The organism is Nocardia acidivorans NBRC 108247 (genome assembly GCF_001625085.1).
In the GTDB taxonomy this organism is placed as follows: Bacteria; Actinomycetota; Actinomycetes; order Mycobacteriales; family Mycobacteriaceae; genus Nocardia; species Nocardia acidivorans.
On the sequence record NZ_BDAW01000009.1, the window covers coordinates 197,065 to 215,047 of the forward strand.

General features: G+C 65.7%; 15 protein-coding genes and 2 pseudogenes. 12 read left to right on the forward strand and 5 right to left on the reverse strand.

Going from position 1 to position 17,983, the window contains the following annotated elements:
* Positions 1–2: 2 nt before the first annotated feature.
* The 7 genes and pseudogenes from nuoH to nuoN all read left to right on the forward strand — a co-directional run.
* Positions 3–1,199, forward strand: a pseudogene (nuoH, locus tag NA10_RS38465) (NADH-quinone oxidoreductase subunit NuoH); the annotation flags it as partial.
* Positions 1,200–1,202: 3 nt separating this feature from the next.
* On the forward strand, positions 1,203–1,766 hold the full coding sequence (gene nuoI / locus NA10_RS38470) for an NADH-quinone oxidoreductase subunit NuoI (RefSeq protein ID WP_281180148.1): 564 nt from the start codon (positions 1,203–1,205) through the stop codon (positions 1,764–1,766).
* Positions 1,763–2,665: an NADH-quinone oxidoreductase subunit J gene (locus NA10_RS04380; RefSeq protein ID WP_084514289.1), complete on the forward strand. Its 903-nt coding sequence runs from the start codon at positions 1,763–1,765 to the stop codon at positions 2,663–2,665. Before nuoI ends, NA10_RS04380 begins: the two co-directional genes overlap by 4 nt.
* Positions 2,662–2,961 carry an NADH-quinone oxidoreductase subunit NuoK gene (gene nuoK, locus NA10_RS04385; RefSeq protein WP_067563639.1) on the forward strand — a complete coding sequence of 100 codons (300 nt, stop codon included), beginning with the start codon at positions 2,662–2,664 and terminating at the stop codon, positions 2,959–2,961. Before NA10_RS04380 ends, nuoK begins: the two co-directional genes overlap by 4 nt.
* Positions 2,962–2,980: 19 nt before the next feature.
* Positions 2,981–4,852: an NADH-quinone oxidoreductase subunit L gene (gene nuoL / locus NA10_RS04390; RefSeq protein WP_067563958.1), complete on the forward strand. Its 1,872-nt coding sequence runs from the start codon at positions 2,981–2,983 to the stop codon at positions 4,850–4,852.
* The gene (locus tag NA10_RS04395) at positions 4,849–6,465 is read left to right on the forward strand and encodes an NADH-quinone oxidoreductase subunit M (RefSeq protein WP_067563642.1); all 1,617 of its coding nucleotides are present in this window, start codon (positions 4,849–4,851) and stop codon (positions 6,463–6,465) included. The genes nuoL and NA10_RS04395 overlap by 4 nt, the downstream gene beginning before the upstream one ends.
* Positions 6,462–8,075 (forward strand): NADH-quinone oxidoreductase subunit NuoN, encoded by a 1,614-nt coding sequence (nuoN, locus tag NA10_RS04400; RefSeq protein WP_067563644.1) that lies wholly within the window; start codon positions 6,462–6,464, stop codon positions 8,073–8,075. The genes NA10_RS04395 and nuoN overlap by 4 nt, the downstream gene beginning before the upstream one ends.
* A gap of 226 nt (positions 8,076–8,301) precedes the next feature.
* Here nuoN and NA10_RS04405 read toward each other — a convergent pair whose 3' ends face one another.
* Together NA10_RS04405 and NA10_RS04410 are read right to left on the reverse strand one after the other, a co-directional pair.
* Complete coding sequence (locus tag NA10_RS04405; RefSeq protein ID WP_067563647.1) at positions 8,302–8,868, reverse strand: TetR/AcrR family transcriptional regulator; 567 nt, start codon at positions 8,866–8,868, stop codon at positions 8,302–8,304.
* Positions 8,869–8,872: 4 nt separating this feature from the next.
* Positions 8,873–9,502, reverse strand: a complete 630-nt coding sequence (locus NA10_RS04410) for a hypothetical protein (RefSeq protein WP_157556040.1) — start codon at positions 9,500–9,502, stop codon at positions 8,873–8,875.
* 202 nt (positions 9,503–9,704) lie between these two features.
* Between NA10_RS04410 and NA10_RS04415 the strand changes: the two genes are divergently transcribed.
* Positions 9,705–11,297, forward strand: a complete 1,593-nt coding sequence (locus tag NA10_RS04415) for a GMC family oxidoreductase (RefSeq protein WP_245677019.1) — start codon at positions 9,705–9,707, stop codon at positions 11,295–11,297.
* 179 nt (positions 11,298–11,476) lie between these two features.
* Here NA10_RS04415 and murJ read toward each other — a convergent pair whose 3' ends face one another.
* Positions 11,477–13,165: a murein biosynthesis integral membrane protein MurJ gene (gene murJ, locus NA10_RS04420; RefSeq protein WP_245677020.1), complete on the reverse strand. Its 1,689-nt coding sequence runs from the start codon at positions 13,163–13,165 to the stop codon at positions 11,477–11,479.
* A gap of 266 nt (positions 13,166–13,431) precedes the next feature.
* Between murJ and NA10_RS39425 the strand changes: the two are divergent.
* Positions 13,432–13,827: pseudogene (locus NA10_RS39425) on the forward strand (recombinase family protein); the annotation flags it as partial.
* Between the two features lie 285 nt (positions 13,828–14,112).
* Here NA10_RS39425 and NA10_RS04425 read toward each other — a convergent pair.
* On the reverse strand, positions 14,113–15,111 hold the full coding sequence (locus tag NA10_RS04425) for a helix-turn-helix transcriptional regulator (protein ID WP_067563652.1): 999 nt from the start codon (positions 15,109–15,111) through the stop codon (positions 14,113–14,115).
* A gap of 153 nt (positions 15,112–15,264) precedes the next feature.
* On the opposite strand from NA10_RS04425, the gene NA10_RS04430 reads away from it, so the two are divergent.
* The 3 genes from NA10_RS04430 to NA10_RS04440 all read left to right on the forward strand — a co-directional run bounded on the left by NA10_RS04430 (position 15,265) and on the right by NA10_RS04440 (position 17,063).
* The gene (locus NA10_RS04430; protein WP_067563966.1) at positions 15,265–15,618 is read left to right on the forward strand and encodes a RidA family protein; all 354 of its coding nucleotides are present in this window, start codon (positions 15,265–15,267) and stop codon (positions 15,616–15,618) included.
* Between the two features lie 170 nt (positions 15,619–15,788).
* Positions 15,789–16,640, forward strand: a complete 852-nt coding sequence (locus NA10_RS04435) for an SMP-30/gluconolactonase/LRE family protein (RefSeq protein WP_067563655.1) — start codon at positions 15,789–15,791, stop codon at positions 16,638–16,640.
* 102 nt (positions 16,641–16,742) lie between these two features.
* Positions 16,743–17,063: a hypothetical protein gene (locus NA10_RS04440; RefSeq protein WP_067563656.1), complete on the forward strand. Its 321-nt coding sequence runs from the start codon at positions 16,743–16,745 to the stop codon at positions 17,061–17,063.
* A gap of 52 nt (positions 17,064–17,115) precedes the next feature.
* Here the strand turns inward: NA10_RS04440 and NA10_RS04445 are convergent, their stop codons facing one another.
* Complete coding sequence (locus NA10_RS04445; protein WP_067563659.1) at positions 17,116–17,943, reverse strand: alpha/beta fold hydrolase; 828 nt, start codon at positions 17,941–17,943, stop codon at positions 17,116–17,118.
* Positions 17,944–17,983: the final 40 nt, after the last annotated feature.

The following is a 17,983-nucleotide window of genomic DNA, read 5'->3' on the forward strand; positions in this document are numbered from 1 at the left end:
GTATGTTCGGCCACGATCCGTGGTGGCTGGTGCTGATCAAATCCATCGGCATCTTCGTCTTCCTGCTGCTGATCCCGATGATCGCGGTGTACGCCGAACGCAAGATCGTGGCATTCATGCAGATGCGCGTCGGGCCCAACCGGGTCGGACCGCGCGGATCCCTGCAATCGATCGCCGACGGCGTGAAGATGCTCCTCAAAGAGGACATCATCCCGGCCATCGTCGACAAGCCGATCTTCATTCTCGCGCCGATCATCTCGCTGATCCCGGCCGTGATGGCGTTCGCGGTGATCCCGTTCGGCCCCGAGGTCAGCATGTTCGGGCATCGCACGCCGTTGCAGTTGACCGATATGCCGGTGGGTGTGCTCTACATCCTGGCCATGGCCTCGGTGGGCGTGTACGGAATCGTGTTGGCGGGCTGGGCCTCCGGTTCGACCTATCCGCTGCTGGGTGGGCTGCGCTCCACCGCGCAGGTGATCTCCTATGAGATCGCCATGGCGCTGTGCTTCGCGGCGGTCTTCCTGCTCTCGGGTTCCATGGCCACCTCGGCAATCGTCAAGGCGCAGTTCGGAACCTGGTATGTGTTCCTGCTGCTGCCGTCCTTTCTGATCTACGCGGTGTCCATGGTCGGTGAGACCAACCGCGCGCCCTTCGACCTCCCCGAGGCCGAGGGCGAGCTGGTCGGCGGTTTCCACACCGAGTACTCCTCGCTGAAGTTCGCCATGTTCATGATGGCCGAGTACATCAATATGGGGACGGTCTCGGCGCTGGCCACCACGCTCTTCTTCGGCGGCTGGCACGCGCCGTTCCCGATCAGCCTGTGGGCGGGCGCGAATTCCGGGTGGTGGCCGATGATCTGGTTCACCGCTAAGGTGTGGGTGTTCCTGTTCGTCTTCATCTGGTTGCGCGGCACGCTGCCCCGACTGCGCTACGACCAGTTCATGAATCTGGGCTGGAAGCTGCTGATTCCGGTATCGCTGGCCTGGGTCATGTTCGTGGCGAGCATGCGCGCGCTGGAGAACGAGGGCATCCACATCCAGCGCACCGGCATGATCATCGGCGGAATCGTGGTCGCCGCGTTGCTGATCGGATTGGTGCTCAAGGCAGGGCACGCGGGCGACGACCGCAGCAAGGCCGCACCCGACGCCGAAGCGACCAGCAAGTATTCGGACTTCCCGGTACCGCCCATGCCCGCCGAACCCATGGCCTCGACGCCCAAGCCCGGTCTGCTGGAGCCGCTCGGCGGGTTCTATGTCACCGCCTCCACCATGTTCAAGAAGCCCAATACCGAGCTGTACCCGGAGGTCAAGACACCGACCCAGCCGCGGTATCACGGTCGGCACCAACTCAATCGGCATCCGGACGGACTGGAGAAGTGCATCGGCTGCGAGCTGTGCGCGTGGGCCTGCCCGGCGGACGCGATCTTCGTCGAGGGCGCGGACAACACCGAGGAGGAGCGCTACTCCCCCGGTGAGCGCTACGGCCGCGTGTACCAGATCAACTATCTGCGCTGCATCGGCTGCGGCCTGTGCATCGAAGCCTGCCCGACTCGCGCGTTGACCATGACCAACGAGTACGAGCTGGCCGATGACAATCGCGCGGACCTGATCTACGAGAAGCAGAATCTGCTCGCACCGATGGAGCCGGGTATGGCCCCCGCACCGCACGCCATGTACCCGGGCGCGGACGAGGGGTCCTACTACCGCGGCGAAGTGCCCGGTGCGCCGAGCGAACTCGCCGGAGTCGAAGGAGGGACGAAGAAATGACCTCGCTCCTGGCCCAGCCCGCTCAGCAGCTGGTCACGCACACCTCCACCGGTGAGGCCGTGCAGTTCTGGATTCTGGCGGTGATCGCGGTGGTCGGCGCGCTCGGCATGGTGTGCGCGCGCAAGGCCGTGCACTCCGCGCTGTGCCTGGCCGCCACCATGATCACGCTGTCGGCGTTCTACATCGCCGAGAACGCGCTGTTCCTGGGCATCGTGCAGATCGTGGTCTACACCGGCGCGGTCATGATGCTGTTCCTGTTCGTGCTCATGTTGGTCGGCGTCGACTCCTCGGAATCGCTGCGAGAGACCTTGCGCGGGCAGCGGATCGCGGTGCTGATCGTCGGCATCGGCTTCGGCATGCTGGTGATCGCCGCGGTCGCACGCGGTATGAACGAGACCAGCGTGGCGACCACCGGTCCGGGCCTGGGTGGCAACGACACCATCGGCGCGCTCGCGGAACTCATCTTCGTGCGCTACGTGTGGGCGTTCGAGCTGACCGGTTCACTGCTCATCACCGCGACCATCGGCGCCATGGTGCTCGCGCATCGCGAGAAGTTCGGCCCGCGCACCGATCAGCGCACGCTGTCCAAGGAGCGGTTCCGGGACGGTAAGCGGGTCACGCCGCTGCCGACGCCCGGTGTGTACGCCCGCCACAATGCCGTCGACGCACCGGCTCGACTGCCGGACGGCTCCTTCGAGGAGCTGTCGGTCAGCAGCATTCTGCGACACCGCCGCAACCGCGCGCACGAAGAGGCGGTGATGCGCACTGTCGGCTCGGCCGACGTGATGCGCACTGTCGGCTCGGCCGACGTGGTGCGCACCGCCGGCTCGGCCGACGTGATGCGCACCGCCGGGAACGGCAACGGCGACAACGATTCTCCCGAGGAAGGCTTGCGGTGAACCCGGACAACTATCTGTACCTCTCCGCCCTGCTCTTCACCATCGGCGCGGCCGGAGTGCTGGTGCGGCGCAATGCGATCGTGGTCTTCATGTGCATCGAGCTCATGCTCAATGCGGTGAATCTGGCCTTCGTCACCTTCGCCCGGCTGCACGCCAATCTCGACGGGCAGGTGTTCGCCTTCTTCACCATGGTGGTCGCCGCCGCCGAAGTCGTTGTCGGACTGGCCATCATCATGACCATCTTCCGTGCCCGCCGCTCGACCTCGGTCGACGATGCGAATCTGCTGAGGTACTGAGGTGGATACCGCACAGATGATGCTGTGGCTGCTGCCCGCGCTGCCGCTCGGCGGCGCCGTCTTCCTCCTGCTGATGGGTCGAGTCAGCGATACATGGGGGCATATCGTCGGAACCGTCATGGCGCTGGGCTCCTTCGGCGTCGCGGCGTGGGCGTTCTCCGACATGCTGGGTCGCTCCGATGCCACCCGGGCCGTGCACTACAGCCTGTTCAGCTGGTTGCCGGTGACGGGGCTCAAGGTCGACGCCGCACTGCAATTGGATCAGCTGTCGATGTGTTTCGCGCTGCTGATCACCGGTGTCGGATCGCTGATCCACATCTATTCGATCGGCTACATGTCGCATGATCCGGGGCGGCGCAGGTTCTTCGCGTACCTGAATCTGTTCCTGGCGGCCATGCTGGTGCTGGTGCTCGCGGACAACTACCTGGTGCTGTATCTCGGGTGGGAGGGCGTGGGTCTGGCCTCGTATCTGCTCATCGGATTCTGGTATCACAAGGCTTCGGCCGCGACGGCCGCTAAGAAGGCATTCATCGTGAACCGCGTCGGCGATATGGGTTTGGCCATCGCGCTGATGATCATGTTCGCGACGTTCGGGAGCATCGACTTCCGGACCGTCTTCGGTGCGGCGCATCAGGCGAGCTCCGGAACCGTCACCGCCATAGGGCTTCTGCTGCTGCTGGGTGCGTGCGGTAAGTCCGCTCAGGTGCCGCTGCAAGCCTGGCTCGGGGACGCGATGGAGGGTCCGACGCCGGTGTCGGCGCTCATCCACGCGGCCACCATGGTCACCGCCGGTGTGTATCTGATCGCGCGGTCCAATCCGATCTTCGATCTGGCTCCGGGCGCGCAGGCCGCGGTCATGGCGGTCGGTGCGATCACACTGCTCTACGGCGCGATCATCGGTTGCGCCAAGGACGACATCAAGAAGGCCCTGGCCGCGTCGACCATGAGCCAGATCGGATACATGATTCTCGCCGCGGGTCTCGGCCCGGTCGGATACGCGGCGGCCATCATGCATCTGCTCACGCACGGATTCTTCAAGGCCGGACTATTCCTCGGCGCGGGCTCGGTCATGCACGCCATGGACGACGAGACCGATATGCGGCGGTACGGCGGATTGCGCAAGCTGCTGCCGATCACCTACGTCACCTTCGGACTGGGATACCTGGCGATTCTCGGCATTCCGCCGTTCGCCGGATTCTGGTCCAAGGATCGGATTATCGAGGCGGCCTTCGCGCACGGCGGATTCGGTGGCATCATCACCGGACTGGCGGCGCTGGCGGGCGCGGGGATCACCGCGTTCTACATGACCCGCGTCATGCTGCTGACGTTCTTCGGTGAAAAGCGCTGGAAGGAAGGCACTCACCCGCACGAGGCCCCGGCCTCCATGACCGGGCCGATGATTCTGCTCGCCTTCGGCTCGGTCGCCTCGGGTGCGCTGCTCGCCTACGGTTCGTCGCTGCAGAACTGGCTGGCTCCGGTCGTGGGAACCCATCACGGTGAGCCGATCATCCCGGTGTGGGCCATCACCTTCTTCGCCCTCGCGGTCGTCGCGGCGGGCGCGTGGGTGGCCTACGACCAGTACGCGACGCATCCGATTCCCGAAACCGCCCCTGCCGGAACGCCTCTCACCCAGGCGGCGCGCCAGGATCTCTACGGCGACGCGTTCAACGAGGCCGCCTTCATGCGGCCCGGCCAGCATGTGACCCGCTCGCTGGTGTTCGTCGACAATCGCGGAATCGACGGGTTGGTCAACACCACCGCCGCCGTCATCGGCGGCCTGTCCGCGCGGGTCCGGCGGGTACAGACCGGTTTCGTGCGCTCGTACGCCCTGTCCATGTTCACCGGCGCGGCACTGGTGGCCGCCGCCCTGCTGGCGGTGAGGTTGTTTTGAGTGACTTTCCCTGGCTGACGACGCTGTGGGCGGTTCCGCTGGTCGGGGCCGCGCTGGTGCTGTTCTTCCCCGGCGCCTGGCGCACCGGGGCGCGATCGTTCGCGCTCGCGGTATCGCTGGGCACGCTCGGGGTGGCGATCTGGCTGGCCACCCAGTTCGAAAGCGGTGGCGCGCAATACCAATTCGTGGAATCGCGGGAGTGGATTCCGGCCTTCGGGGCGGGCTACACGCTCGGTATGGACGGCATCGCCTTGGTGCTGGTGCTGTTGACCGCCGGGCTCATGCCGCTGCTCATGCTCGCGGGCTGGCAGGACGAACGCGAGGTCGGCAACGGGCCGCGGGTGGTGCACTACTACGTGGCGCTCATGCTGGTAGTGGAATCCATGGTGCTGATCTCCTTCACCTCCCTGGACATCCTGCTGTTCTACGTGTTCTTCGAGGTCATGCTCATTCCGATGTACTTCCTCATCGGCGGCTTCGGACCGCGGACCGGTGATGCGGCGGTGCGGGCGCAGCGGTCCCGGGCGGCGGTGAAATTCCTGCTGTACAACCTGTTCGGCGGATTGATCATGCTGGCGGCGGTCATCGGACTGTATGTGCTGACCGCGCGGGAGAAGTTGGGCGCCAACGGAAGCGGCACCTTCGACTTCCGGACCGTCATGCACGCCGCCAACTCCGGGCAGCTCGGCGCCGGGCCGGTGGTGTTGAACGCGTTGTTCCTCGGCTTCCTGTTCGCGTTCGCGGTGAAGGCTCCGCTGTGGCCGCTGCACACCTGGCTGCCCGATGCGGCGGTCTCGGCCACTCCGGCCAGTGCGGTGCTCATGATGGCGGTGGTCGACAAGGTCGGAACGTTCGGCATGCTGCGCTACTGCCTGCTGCTGTTCCCCTCGGCCACTTCGACGTACGCGCCGGTGATCTGCGTGCTCGCGGTGATCGGGATTATCTACGGTGCGCTGCTGGCCATCGGGCAGACCGATGTCATGCGGCTCATCGCCTACACCTCGATCTCGCACTTCGGCTTCATCATTCTCGGCATCTTCGCGCTCACCACGCAGGGCGGGACCGGGGCGACGCTGTACATGGTCAACCACGGGATCTCCACCGCGGCGCTGTTCCTGATCGCGGGATTCCTGGTCTCGCGCAGGGGAACCCGGCTCATCGCCGAATACGGCGGGGTGCAGAAGGTCGCCCCGATCCTGGCCGGGACCTTTTTCATCTCCGGTCTGGCCACGCTCTCGCTGCCCGGGCTCGCACCGTTCATCAGTGAGTTCATGGTGTTGATCGGGACGTTCACCCGATACCCGATCGCGGCCGTATTCGCCTCCACCGCACTGGTTCTCGCCGCGCTCTACATCCTGTGGATGTACCAGCGCATGATGACCGGGCCGGTGAAGAAGGGCAATGAGCGGCTCTACGATCTGCTGCCGCGCGAAATGCTGGTGGTGGCGCCGCTGATCGCCGCGCTGCTGTTCTTGGGCGCGTACCCCAAACCCGTCCTCGATCGGATCGATCCGGCGGTGGCGCGGACCCTCACCACCATCGGGCAGCATGATCCGGCTCCGGCCGTGAAACCCGAAGCCGCCCAGACATCTAGCGGAGGTGCTCACAAGTGAGTGCTACACCCCTGATTCTCGCCGCGGCCGTACCCGCACCGAGTATCGAATACCGCGATCTCTCCCCCATGTTGATCGTCTTCGGTTTCGCCGTGGCCGGGGTGCTGGTGGAGGCGTTCGCGCCCAGGCAATCCCGGTACGGGATCCATTTGATCCTCGGACTCGGCGGGATGGGCGTCGCGCTCGGCGCGGTGATCGGGCTGCGCGGGACCAATTCGACGGCTGTGTCGGGCGCGGTCGCCATCGACGGTGTGACGCTGTTCCTGCAGGGCACCATTCTGGTGGTGTCGATTCTCGGGCTGCTGCTCATCGCCGAGCGGCGGGCGGATCGGCTGCCGGTGCACAAGGAGGGGCCGGGCACCTGGAGTCTGGCCGCGTCGCGCGGGGTGGATGCGTTCGCGCCGCAGGCCGCGGCCATGCCCGGCAGCTCCGACGAGCTCGCCGCCACCAAGGCCGGGGTCGCGACCACCGAGGTCTTCCCGCTCACCTTGATGGCGGTGGCCGGGCTCATGCTCTTCCCGGCCTCCAATGATCTGCTGACCATGTTCGTTGCGCTGGAAGTGCTTTCGCTGCCGCTGTACCTGCTGTGCGGGCTGGCTCGCCGCCGCCGGCTGCTCTCGCAGGAGGCGGCGCTGAAGTACTTCCTGCTGGGCGCGTTCTCGTCGGCGTTCTTCCTCTACGGGATGGCGCTGCTGTACGGATACGCCGGGACGGTGCGACTGTCCGGGATCACCGAGGCGGTGGCGCGGGATACCAGCAATTCGCACACCCTGGCCATTCTCGGTGTGGCCCTGCTGGCGGTGGGTCTGCTCTTCAAGATCGGTGCGGTGCCGTTCCAGTCCTGGGTGCCGGACGTCTACCAGGGTGCGCCGACCCCGATCACCGGATTCATGGCCGCCGCAACCAAAATCGCCGCCGTCGGTGCGCTACTGCGCCTGCTGTACGTCGCCGTACCCGGGTTGCGCAATGACTGGCGACCGATCTTGGCGGCCGTCGCCATTGCCACCATGGTGGTCGGTGCCGTGCTGGCCATCACCCAGACCGATATGAAGCGCATGCTCGCGTATTCGTCGGTGGCGCACGCCGGTTTCATTCTCACCGCGCTGGTGGCGGCGAACGACTCCGGCGTCTCTTCGGTGCTGTTCTACCTGGCGGTCTACGGCCTCGGCACCCTCGGGGCCTTCGCCGTCGTCACGCTGGTTCGCGACGAAAACGGTGACGAGGCAACGGGTCTCCCTGCCTGGGCCGGAATGGGCCGCCGCTCCCCCTGGCTGGCGACCATCTTCTCCCTGTTTCTGCTCTCCTTCGCGGGCATCCCGCTGACCAGCGGCTTCATCGCCAAGTTCAGCGTCTTCGCGGCGGCCTCCTCCGGCGGCATGTCCTCCCTGGTGATCGTCGGCGTCCTGAGCAGCGCCATCGCCGCCTTCTTCTACATCCGCGTCATCGTGCTCATGTTCTTCACCGATGCCCCGACCAGCGCCCCAACCCTCGTATCCCCCACCCTCACAACAACCGTCATCGCCCTGACCGCGGCCGCCACCCTCGTCCTGGGCATCTTCCCCCAACCACTCCTGGACCTGGCCGAACACGCCGCGACCTTCGCGCACTGACCCCCGACCATCCCAGGCCCGCAGCGACTCCCGCTGCGGGCCTTACCTTTTCGCAGTTGTCGCGGCCTGATCAACCACGCTCCACCGCCAGCGCCACGGCCCGATCGCCGGTCGCTGCCGTCTGACCTCTTTCACCAGTCGGCGACCGGAAACGGTCGCCGGTGTGCCGCGTTTTCGTTGCCGAACCTGCCATGTGTGGTCGTTCCCGGTCGATTTCCTTTCTTGATCAGTGCGCCGTGGCGCGGAGTTCGGTGTCCAGTGCGTCCTGCAACCGCTCGAAGGTGTCGTCCACGGATTCGGGGAGGCCGAAGCCGCCGGCGGATTCGAGGGTGACCATGCCGTGGCAGATGGTGCGGACCATGCGGACGGCGTGGACGAGGTCGGTGTCGGAGAGGTGGTAGCCGCGGAGGGCGGCGGTGAGGACCTGGTAGGCGCGAGTTGCCACCTGGATGTAGGTGGCGTCGTCGGCGGCGGGGGCGACTATGCCGGCGGTGTAGCGGCCGGGGTGGGTGCGGGCGTAGGCGCGGTAGGCGGTGCAGATGGCGCGCAGGGCGTCGCGGTCGGAGAGTCCGGCGGTGGCGTCGGCCAGGACGGTGGTCAGTTCGCCGACGGAAAGTACTGCGATACCGCGCTTTACGGCGTCGAGGTTGTCGATGTGCTTGTAGAGCCCGGGGAGGGAGACGCCGCAGCGCTGCGCCACCGCGGCCAAGGTGAGTCGGTCCAGACCCACCTCGTCCGCGACGACCGCGGCTTCGGCGATGATTCGCTCGGGAGTGAGACCGGCACGCGGCACGCGGCTACCGGTCCTTTCGACCCAGGACGACACCGGTCCCGGTGATGACTATGAGCAGCAGCGGTCCGGACACGTAGGCCAGCGTAGCCAGGCCCTGGATCAGGAACAGATACCCGACCCCGGAAGCGATGATCGTCACCGCCAGGGCGATCGCCGTGAAGTTCAACCAGCGCGGCAGCAGCCCGGACAGCACCGCCGCGACCGCGAGTCCCGCCAGCAGGAACATCTTCACCCCGTCGAACCGGCTCACCAGCTCGAAGAGCAGATGCGCGGAGTCGGGGGAACCGGTGCGCGCCAAGGTCAGTCCGAGCAGGAACTGGGTGAATGAAATCAATGCTGCCGCAACACCTGTCACCGCGGCGATCCGGGCCGCGAGCGGTGAGCGAGTCGCACGAGCCAGCGCCAGCGAGACGACCGCCAAACCGATGGCGGGCAGCCCTTCGGTCAGCAGGAACTGCACGGCGAAAGCGCCGGTGTGACCGGACAATTCGCGAATGATGTCGCTGCCGGAATCGGCGAATACCGGAGCGGGCGCGCCGACGGACAGACCGGCGATCCAGGAGGCGGAGTAGGCGATGCCGAGCACGGCGGGCAACGAGGTGCGGGGACGAGGAACGGCGACTGCGGTGGACATGGTGGGCAACTCCCGTGTAGTTAGCATTACTAGCTGTAGGTTAATGCAGTTAACTTTGGCTGGCAAGGGTCTGCGGCCTCGGAAACCGAGCCGGCGGATGATCGAATCGGACTCCCGCGCGCCCGATTTCGAGTAGTTTCGCAACACGTTCCAGTCTCGGCGGTGACTCGTGGCGAAACGGTATGGACAAGAAGGGCTGGTCGTGGCGGACTACATCATCATCGGATCCGGGAGCGCCGGGGCCATCATCGCTCGCAGGCTGGCCGACAGCGGCGCCGATGTCACGTTGATCGAGGCGGGGCGGCGGGACAACACCCGATTGGTGCGCAAACCCGGCATGATCGGACCGCTGCACAGCGTGCCGCAGCTGAAGAAGATCATCGACTGGGGGCATTACACCGTCGAGCAGAAACATGCGCTGGGCCGGACCATTCCGCAGACGCACGGCAAGGTCGTCGGCGGTTCCAGCTCGGTCAACGGCATGGTGTTCGTGCGCGGCAACCGGCAGAACTTCGACGATTGGGCGGCGGCGGGCAATACCGGCTGGTCCTACCAGGACGTGCTGCCGAGCTTCAAGAAGTTCGAATCCTTCGAGGACGGCGCGAACGACTTCCGCGGCGGCTCGGGCCCTATTAAGGTGATCCGCGCGCGTGATCTCCGGCCCGCATGTGAATCGTTCATGCAGGCCTTCACCGAAACCACCGGCGTGGCAAGCAATCCCGACTACAACGGTGCCGAGCAGGAGGGCGTCTCACTCCTGCAGCAGAGCAACAGCAATGGCCTGCGCTACAGCACCGCGGTCGGCTACCTCGACGATCGCCCGAAAAACCTTACGGTGCTGCCGAATACGCACGTGGTGAGAATCCTGGTCGAGAACGGACGGGCCACCGGCGTCGAGTATCGGACCGAACGCAGGACCGAAGTCCTGCGCGCTGATCGCGAAGTGATCGTCAGTGCGGGCGCATTCGGCTCCCCGCAACTGCTCATGCTCTCGGGCATCGGCCCGGCCGATCATCTGCGCGCCTTCGGCATCGACGTCGTCGCCGACCTGCCGGTGGGCGACAACCTGCACGACCACCTGTTCGTGCCGATGACCTTCGCCATGCCGACCGCCGTGAACCGTTCCGCGCCAGGCTATTTCGCCCGATCCTTGCTACGCGAGTCACTGCGCGACAACAGCACCTGGCTGGCCCGCAGCGTCTTCGAGGTGGTCGCCTTCCTGCGCACCCCGCTGGCCACCAATGTGCCCGACCTCCAGCTGCACGTTCTCCCCTGGGGCTACCCCGGCCCCAATCAGGACGCCCCGATCCGCCACACCCCCGACCCTCGCCGGTCGCTGACCATCATGGCGACCATGATCTACCCGCAGAGCCGGGGCACCCTGCGCCTGACCTCGGCCGACCCCACCGCCGCACCCGCCATCGACCCGAACTATCTGGCCGAACAACGCGACCTGGACACTCTGGTGCACGGTATGGAGCTGATCCGGGAAATCATGTCCGCCCAGTCGATCCGCGGTCTGGTGGACGCCGAGATCTCCCCCGGTCCGAGCTACCCCACCCGTGCGGACCTGGCCGCGCAAGTCCCGAATCGGGCCACCACGGTCTACCACCCCGTCGGCACCTGCCGCATGGGCGTCGACGACCACGCGGTCGTCGACCCGACCCTGCGGGTGGGCGGGGTGGAGGGTCTGCGGGTCGCCGACGCCTCGATCATGCCGAGCATTGTCGGCGGCAACACCAATGCCTCGACCATGATGATCGGCGAACACGCGGCCTCGATCATCCTGTCCTGATGCGGTGCGTTCGGTTCGCGAGCGCCTCGACCAGCGGGCGATGCGCGCAGCGCCGACCAATCGGCGAGGGGCAACAAAGCCATTGCGGCGTAACCGGTTCCGGAGGCAGCCGGGGGAACCCCAAACACTTCGTTATGCGCACGTGGCGCGCCCAGGCATCCAGGAAACAGGGCTCCGCCTCATGAACGGATCAGCAGAGTACGTGCCGCACGGATTTCGGGGATACCGATCACTATCGCTGCGAGCAGGAACACCGCGGTGCTGACGGTCGCTCCTGCGGCCAGGGCGGCAAGTTGTTCGATGCTGGGCGTGCCGATCGTCATCCGGGCGAGAGCAATAGCGGCCAGGCCAGCTGCTCCGGCGAAGGCGGTTGCCCACATAACGCGGTGGACCGTAGTTGCGACGGCGGAAAAGCCAAGCAGCCCGTATCGCCGACGGAGCAGAATATGCCCAGTCACCGCACCGGCAACGTAGGCAACCGAGCTTGCAACGCTGAGCATCACGATCACGGCATGGTTGGTCAGAACGGCCGCCGCCAAGGTCAGGATCGTCACCTTCGTTACCACCATGACGACATTGATCACGGTCGGGGTGCGAGTGTCGTTGTAGGCGTAGAACACTCGCATTTGCAGCATGACCAGAGCGAACGGTGCGAGCCCGAAAGCCGAACAAGCGACCGCGGTCCCGATCAACCGGGCCGCATCGGCGTCGACACGACCGGTGAATACCAACGCGGCGAACTCTGGACCCAGCACACTCATCGCCATCGTCACCGGTATCAGGGCCACGGACAGATACCGGGCACCACGGGAAAGATCGGCGATCACCGCGGCATGATCGCCGAGGGCAGCGGCGCGGGAAATGCGTGGCATCAGTACGGTCAGCACCGATGCCGCGAGAATGCCGTAGGGAACCTGGAACAGCAGTTCGGCATAGGAGTAGATGGACACGCCGCCATGGTCGAAGGCGACACGCATCGTGATCGCGACACCGATCTGGCTGATCGCGGCGTAGACGAGCAGCCATCCCAAGATAGGCAAACCGGATCGGACCGGACGCCACGTATAGGGAAGTGGCCGCACTCGCCAACTCCACGCGAAACCATTGCGCCGCAACGCCGTGACCACCCAAGCAGCTTGTCCCACGATTCCCGCGGTGGTGCCCACGCCGATAGTCAACACCTGAGCTGTGGTCATGGAAGTAGGTGTGAGGGTGACCGGGCCGGGAACCAGAACGAACACCCCGCACGTCGCCAACATGATCACGTTGTTGACCACAGGCGCCCATGCTGCCGTGGCGAAGCTATCGCGGACGTTGAGTACCGCACTCACAACGACCGTCACCCCATAAAAGAAGATCTGCGGCAACAGCAGGTAGGCGAACCACGTGGCGAGGTGGCGTTGTTCGGAGTCCGTCACGAATACCCGCACGATCAGGGGAGCGCACGCCACGGTGAGCACCGTGACCGCCGCCAATACCAGCACGGCCGCGACCATGACGCGCTGGGTGAATTCGCGGGAACGCTTGCGGCCCTGGCGGCGAGCCCTGGTCAACACGGGGACGACAGCGGCGGCCAGTACGCTGCCGAGTAGCAGTTCGTACAGCATGTTCGGCAGATTGTTCGCACCGTTGTAGGCATCGCCGACCATCGCGGTCCCGAGCACAGCGGCCACCACGATCGTTCGGGCGAACCCCGTGACCCGACTGACGACACCGGCAAGAGCCACGAGCCTGCCCGCGCGGGCCAGCCCCGCACTGTCCGCGCCCCCTTGTCCGCCAACCCCTTTCAACTTGACCGGTTCGGCGGGGCGGCGCGGTAACCGCTGGATCGGCAACGGCATTGTCGCGAAGCTGCCGTAGTCGTTCAATACGTCCCCTCATCGCAAATACCGGTTCCGACCCCGTCCAGGTTACAGATCCGTCGTCTTCGGCCCCGCAATCGTCAGTGCGCGGTGAACTGCCCCATGTCGTTCCTCGCGACGGGGCGAGAACGATCGTTTCCGCCCGACAACAGGTCGCTCCCACCGCTCGCCGGAATCCAAGGTCAGCCAACGCCGGATTTGGGACACAACTCGTGTGCGGAATCTATGGGACGCAACCGGACTTGTCGGCCCTTTATGGGACGGTTCTCTGCATGGCTCGGTTCGGGTATGCGCGGGTCTCCACGCGTGGGCAGAACGACGACTCTCAGATCGATGCACTCAATGCCGCAGGGTGCGAACGAATCTGGGTGGATAAGGCGTCAGGCAAACTCGCTCGTCGCCCGGAATGGGACCAGTGCTTCGGGCATCTGCGTCGCGATGACGAACTGGTGATAACTCGGCTGTCTCGCCCGTTCCGGTCGGTGCGGCACATGACCGAACTCGCCGCCGCACTCGACGAATGCGGCATCGATCTAATCGTGCTCAAACAAGGCATCGACACCACCACCCCCGCCCGACGATTCCTGTTCCATGTCATCGCCGCCATGGAGGAGATGACCGCCGACCTGATCAGCGAAGGCACCTTCGAAGGTTTGCAATCCGCGCGGGCACGCGGCCGCCTCGGTGGCCGGCCATCGAGCCTGACACAGCTACAGGTCCTCAAAGCGAGGGAAATGTACGACGAACGCGGCAAGCGCAAGTACACCGTCGCCCAGATCGGCGAGAGCTTCGGCGTCTCCCGCAAGACGATCTACCACCACCTCGACCCCGGCACTGCGGACCAACCCCGGCGCGGCGGTTCGATCGGAACCACCGAATCGCCTTCTACCAGACGACATTCCGAACATCGTTGCATTTTCGGCAATTACTACCGGGACCGCGACTGGCGGCGGTCATGGCGCGGGATCGACGGCGGCTCGCGGGGATTCGCCGTAGCGGATCGCGATGGCGGTGGCGCGGTGATGCAGCGCAGCGCGCAGGGATTGCGGGGCAAGGGCTTCCGCGTCCGTCGCCAATTCCCAGAGCGCCCATTCGGCGTGGCGTGCGTCCTGGAAGGTGACTTCCATACGCAGCCAACCGGATTTGTCGAGTTCCTCGCCGTGGACGGCCAAGGCGGTGGCCGCCAGGTCGTCTCGCCGGGCCGGGTTCACCCGCGCCAGCACCGTGATCTGATTGCCGCCGGTACGAAATCGAGTACTGCGGTCCTGCCAGGCGCGGTCCAGATCGACTCGGTCCGGGCGCTCCGCCGGTTCGGAGAGTTCCTCGGCCGCCGATACTCGGGAGAGGCGGTAGGTGCGGTCCGCCCCGGATTTCGTGGCGAGCAGGTAACCCTGATCGCGCACAATGACCAGGCCGATCGGGTCAACCGTGCGCCATTCGGGAGCTCGGTCGAAGGCCGCGTAATGGATGCGGAGCTTATGCCCGGCGAAGACGGCGCTGCGGATCTCGGACAGGATGGCACCGGGCACCTCGTCCGCCGACAAGCGCCGGGCCAGCAGGTCGGTCTCCGGATCGATGAGCAGTCGCTCGGCGACGTCGGCCGCGGTGTCGCGGTAGCCGTCCGGTAGTGCGTCGATGACCTTGAGCATGGCCGAGGCGAGGGCCGAACCGAGCCCGAATGCCTGTGCGCCACGGCGTGATCCGGCGATCAACAGGGCGAGCGCCTCATCGTGATTGAGCCCGGTGAGTTCGGTTCTGAACCCCGGCAGCAATGCGAAGCCACCGTGCCGCCCGCGTTCGGCGAAGACCGGAACACCCGCCGACGACAGCGCCTCGATATCGCGCAGCACGGTCCGGGTGGAGACCTCCAGTTCGTCGGCGAGTTCGGTGGCGGTCAGTCGACCGCGCTGGCGCAGGAGCAACACCAGCGACACCAACCGGTCGGCGCGCATGAAAAAACTCTAACCAATACCCGACAGAGGATGTCGTATTTTGTTGCGAGGCTGACCACTACGAGGGCACAACCGCTGTGCCTCGGAGAGTCGAATGGAGCCGATGTGGTAGCCGAGCGCACCGCGGTCAACCCCGTAACCTGGTCCGAGGACATGGGTTTCAACCAAGCCGAAATAGTCACCGGTCACACCCGAACCCTCTACTGCTCCGGCCAAACCGCCATGAGCCCCGACGGCCGGCCCCTGCACCCCGGAGATATGGCCGCCCAACTCGACCTGGCCCTCGACAATCTCGAGGCCCTCCTTGAATCCGCCGGTATGACCCTGGCGAACCTCATCCGTCTCAACGTCTACACCACCGACGTAGACCTGCTGTTCCAGCATTACGGCCGACTGGCAGCACGACTCGCGACCGCCGCCGTGGCCCCGCCGACCACCATGCTCGGCGTAACCCGCCTGGCGATTCCGGGCCAACTCGTCGAGCTCGAGGCCACCGCCGTCGACTGACGAACACCGGTTTCCTCCGGCCACCGGGAGGCGGACAGGGTGGCCGGAGGAAACCAGCAGGTTTGGGAAGAGATGATCCGGGCGGACGGCGAGTTGTGATCCGGCACCGCGATGAGTTTCGTGGGCTCGCCCCGTCAGCAGTAGTGGATCACTCTATTCGGAGGTGAAGGATGACCGGAAGTCCTGCGATATCGCCGCCCACGGTACTGCTGGAGGGCCTGGCGCTGGGGGAATCGCCGCGGTGGCACGGGGATCGGCTGTGGCTGTCCGATTGGCTGGCCGGGGAGGTGATGTCGGTCGACAGCGGGGGTGCGAAGACCGTCGAGTTGGAAATGTCCGGAATTCCCTTTTGCTTCGATTGGTTGCCGGATGGGCGACTGCTGATTCTGTCGAATGCGGACGGCCGCAGACTGTTACGGCGGGAGCCGGGCGGGGAGCTGGTCACCCATGCCGAGCTCGCGGATATCTCGAGCCATCCGTGGAATGAGATCGTGGTCGATGCGCACGGCAACGCGTACATCAATTCCATCGGCTTCGACATGATGGCGGGTGCGGATCCGAAACCCGGTGTACTGGCGGTGGTCACACCCGATGGCAAGGTCACCCAGGTCGCGGACGACCTGCATTTTCCCAACGGGATGGTTATCACCCCCGACGGCTCCACGCTGATTGTCGCCGAATCGCACGCGAAACGGTTGACCGCCTTCGATATCGGCACCGACACCACCCTGGGCAATCGCCGGATCTGGGCCGAGGTGGACGGCTATCCGGACGGGATCTGCCTCGACAGCGAGGGCGCGGTCTGGGCCGCGGCCATGGAGCGTTGCCTGCGCATCGAGGAGGGCGGGCGGGTGCTCGCGCGGGTGGAACTGGATCGCGCACCGTTCGCCTGCATGCTCGGCGGTGACACGCTGTACATCGTCGCGGCCGAATGGAAGGGCGCGGAGGGGATGACGGCGGCGAACCGCACGGGCCGAGTCCTCACCGTGCAAGCCCCGGCACCGCGCGCAGGGCATCCCTGACCTGGGCAATCGCCAAGCACTTCAACAACTTCGGGTGTGTGACACACGAATGTGCCATACCGTGGAGATCATCCCGAGCCGGACGAATGGAAGGACGGGCAGATGCAGCACCAGCCGGCGGCGATCGGTTTCCTGCGCCATGATGTGTCCGGAACGCACCAGCGTTGGGATCAGGCCCAAATGCGGCAGCTCGCAAGGCGTTTGGGATACGACCTGTGCCGAACCCTGGTCTACGGCCCGGAGACGAGCGAAATCCTGGAGGAGGTACGCGACGCGATATCCCAGAATGAGGCGGATGCGGTCATAACGCCCAGTCTCGAGCATTTCGACGGCGAGATTCCGGACCCCCTGGTCCAGGTGGCCGATGTCATCACGGTCACCCCCGAGAACACCTACGCACGCTGGCGCACCAGGCCTTCCTGATCGCGAGCGTGTACTCACCGCGCCGGACCGCGGCGAGTACACGCTCGCGACTCTAGTTGTCCCGCAGTACTTCTCGAACGCGCTTGGCGAACGCCTCGGGATCCTCCATGAATCCGCCATGCCCACCGGGGAACAGCGTCGGCTCGATCCCCAGGGCCGCGCCCAACTCGCGCGAGGTGCGATCGCAGAACAGATCGGTGGAGGTGTCGCCGATACCGATGATGATTTTCGTCGGCGTGCCGCGCAGACCGTCCAGATCCGGTTCCCAGCCCGCGGTGCCCGCGAACTCGTGCAGATAGAAGAAGCGTTCGGAGGCAAGGTCTTCCGCGCTCCGCTCACCGCCGAAGACCTGCTGGAACACCGGCTCGGGCATGGCGAGGCCGGTACTGGCGAAGAACCTGCGCACCGCGCCGAGAATGTCACCGGACGCGTACGCGGCGATGATGGCCTCGCCCTCGGTCCGCTGTTCGGCGCGGTCGTCGAGGAGTTCCCGCAGCGGCGGTTCGTGGGCAATGAGGGTCGACACCGATTCGGGATGCGCCAGCGCCAGCGCCAGACCGGTGATGGCGCCGCCGCTGGAGCCGAACACAATGGCCGGGCCCGCATCGAGATTCGTGATCAGCCGGGCCAGATCGTCGGCGCGCGACTCGGGTGTCGAGTCCTGTTCCGGATCGTCCAGCACGCTGCGGCCGTGCCCGCGCGGATCCGGGGTCAGCACCGTGTAATCGGTGGCGAGCAGTTCGGCCACCGGAATGAACGGGACCGAATCCATCGGAGCGCCGACGAGGGCGAGAAGCGGCCCGCTACCGCGGGTTTCGTAGTAGAGACGGCCGTCTGGAACGGTCAGGAATCGGGTCGTGACGGGCGTGGCAGAGGTCATGGTTGCTCCCAACGAGCTGACTGGGTGGACACCGGTGAGG

Coding starts and splice junctions, on each gene's coding strand:
- nuoL (WP_067563958.1), top strand. CDS start 2,981: ATGCTGTGGCTGCTGCCCGCGCTGCCGCTCGGCGGCGCCGTCTTCCTC.
- NA10_RS04445 (WP_067563659.1), bottom strand. CDS start 17,943: ATGACCTCTGCCACGCCCGTCACGACCCGATTCCTGACCGTTCCAGAC.
- NA10_RS04425 (WP_067563652.1), bottom strand. CDS start 15,111: ATGCGCGCCGACCGGTTGGTGTCGCTGGTGTTGCTCCTGCGCCAGCGC.
- NA10_RS04410 (WP_157556040.1), bottom strand. CDS start 9,502: ATGTCCACCGCAGTCGCCGTTCCTCGTCCCCGCACCTCGTTGCCCGCC.
- NA10_RS04440 (WP_067563656.1), top strand. CDS start 16,743: ATGCAGCACCAGCCGGCGGCGATCGGTTTCCTGCGCCATGATGTGTCC.
- NA10_RS04380 (WP_084514289.1), top strand. CDS start 1,763: ATGACCTCGCTCCTGGCCCAGCCCGCTCAGCAGCTGGTCACGCACACC.
- nuoI (WP_281180148.1), top strand. CDS start 1,203: ATGGCCTCGACGCCCAAGCCCGGTCTGCTGGAGCCGCTCGGCGGGTTC.
- NA10_RS04430 (WP_067563966.1), top strand. CDS start 15,265: ATGGGTTTCAACCAAGCCGAAATAGTCACCGGTCACACCCGAACCCTC.
- NA10_RS04435 (WP_067563655.1), top strand. CDS start 15,789: ATGACCGGAAGTCCTGCGATATCGCCGCCCACGGTACTGCTGGAGGGC.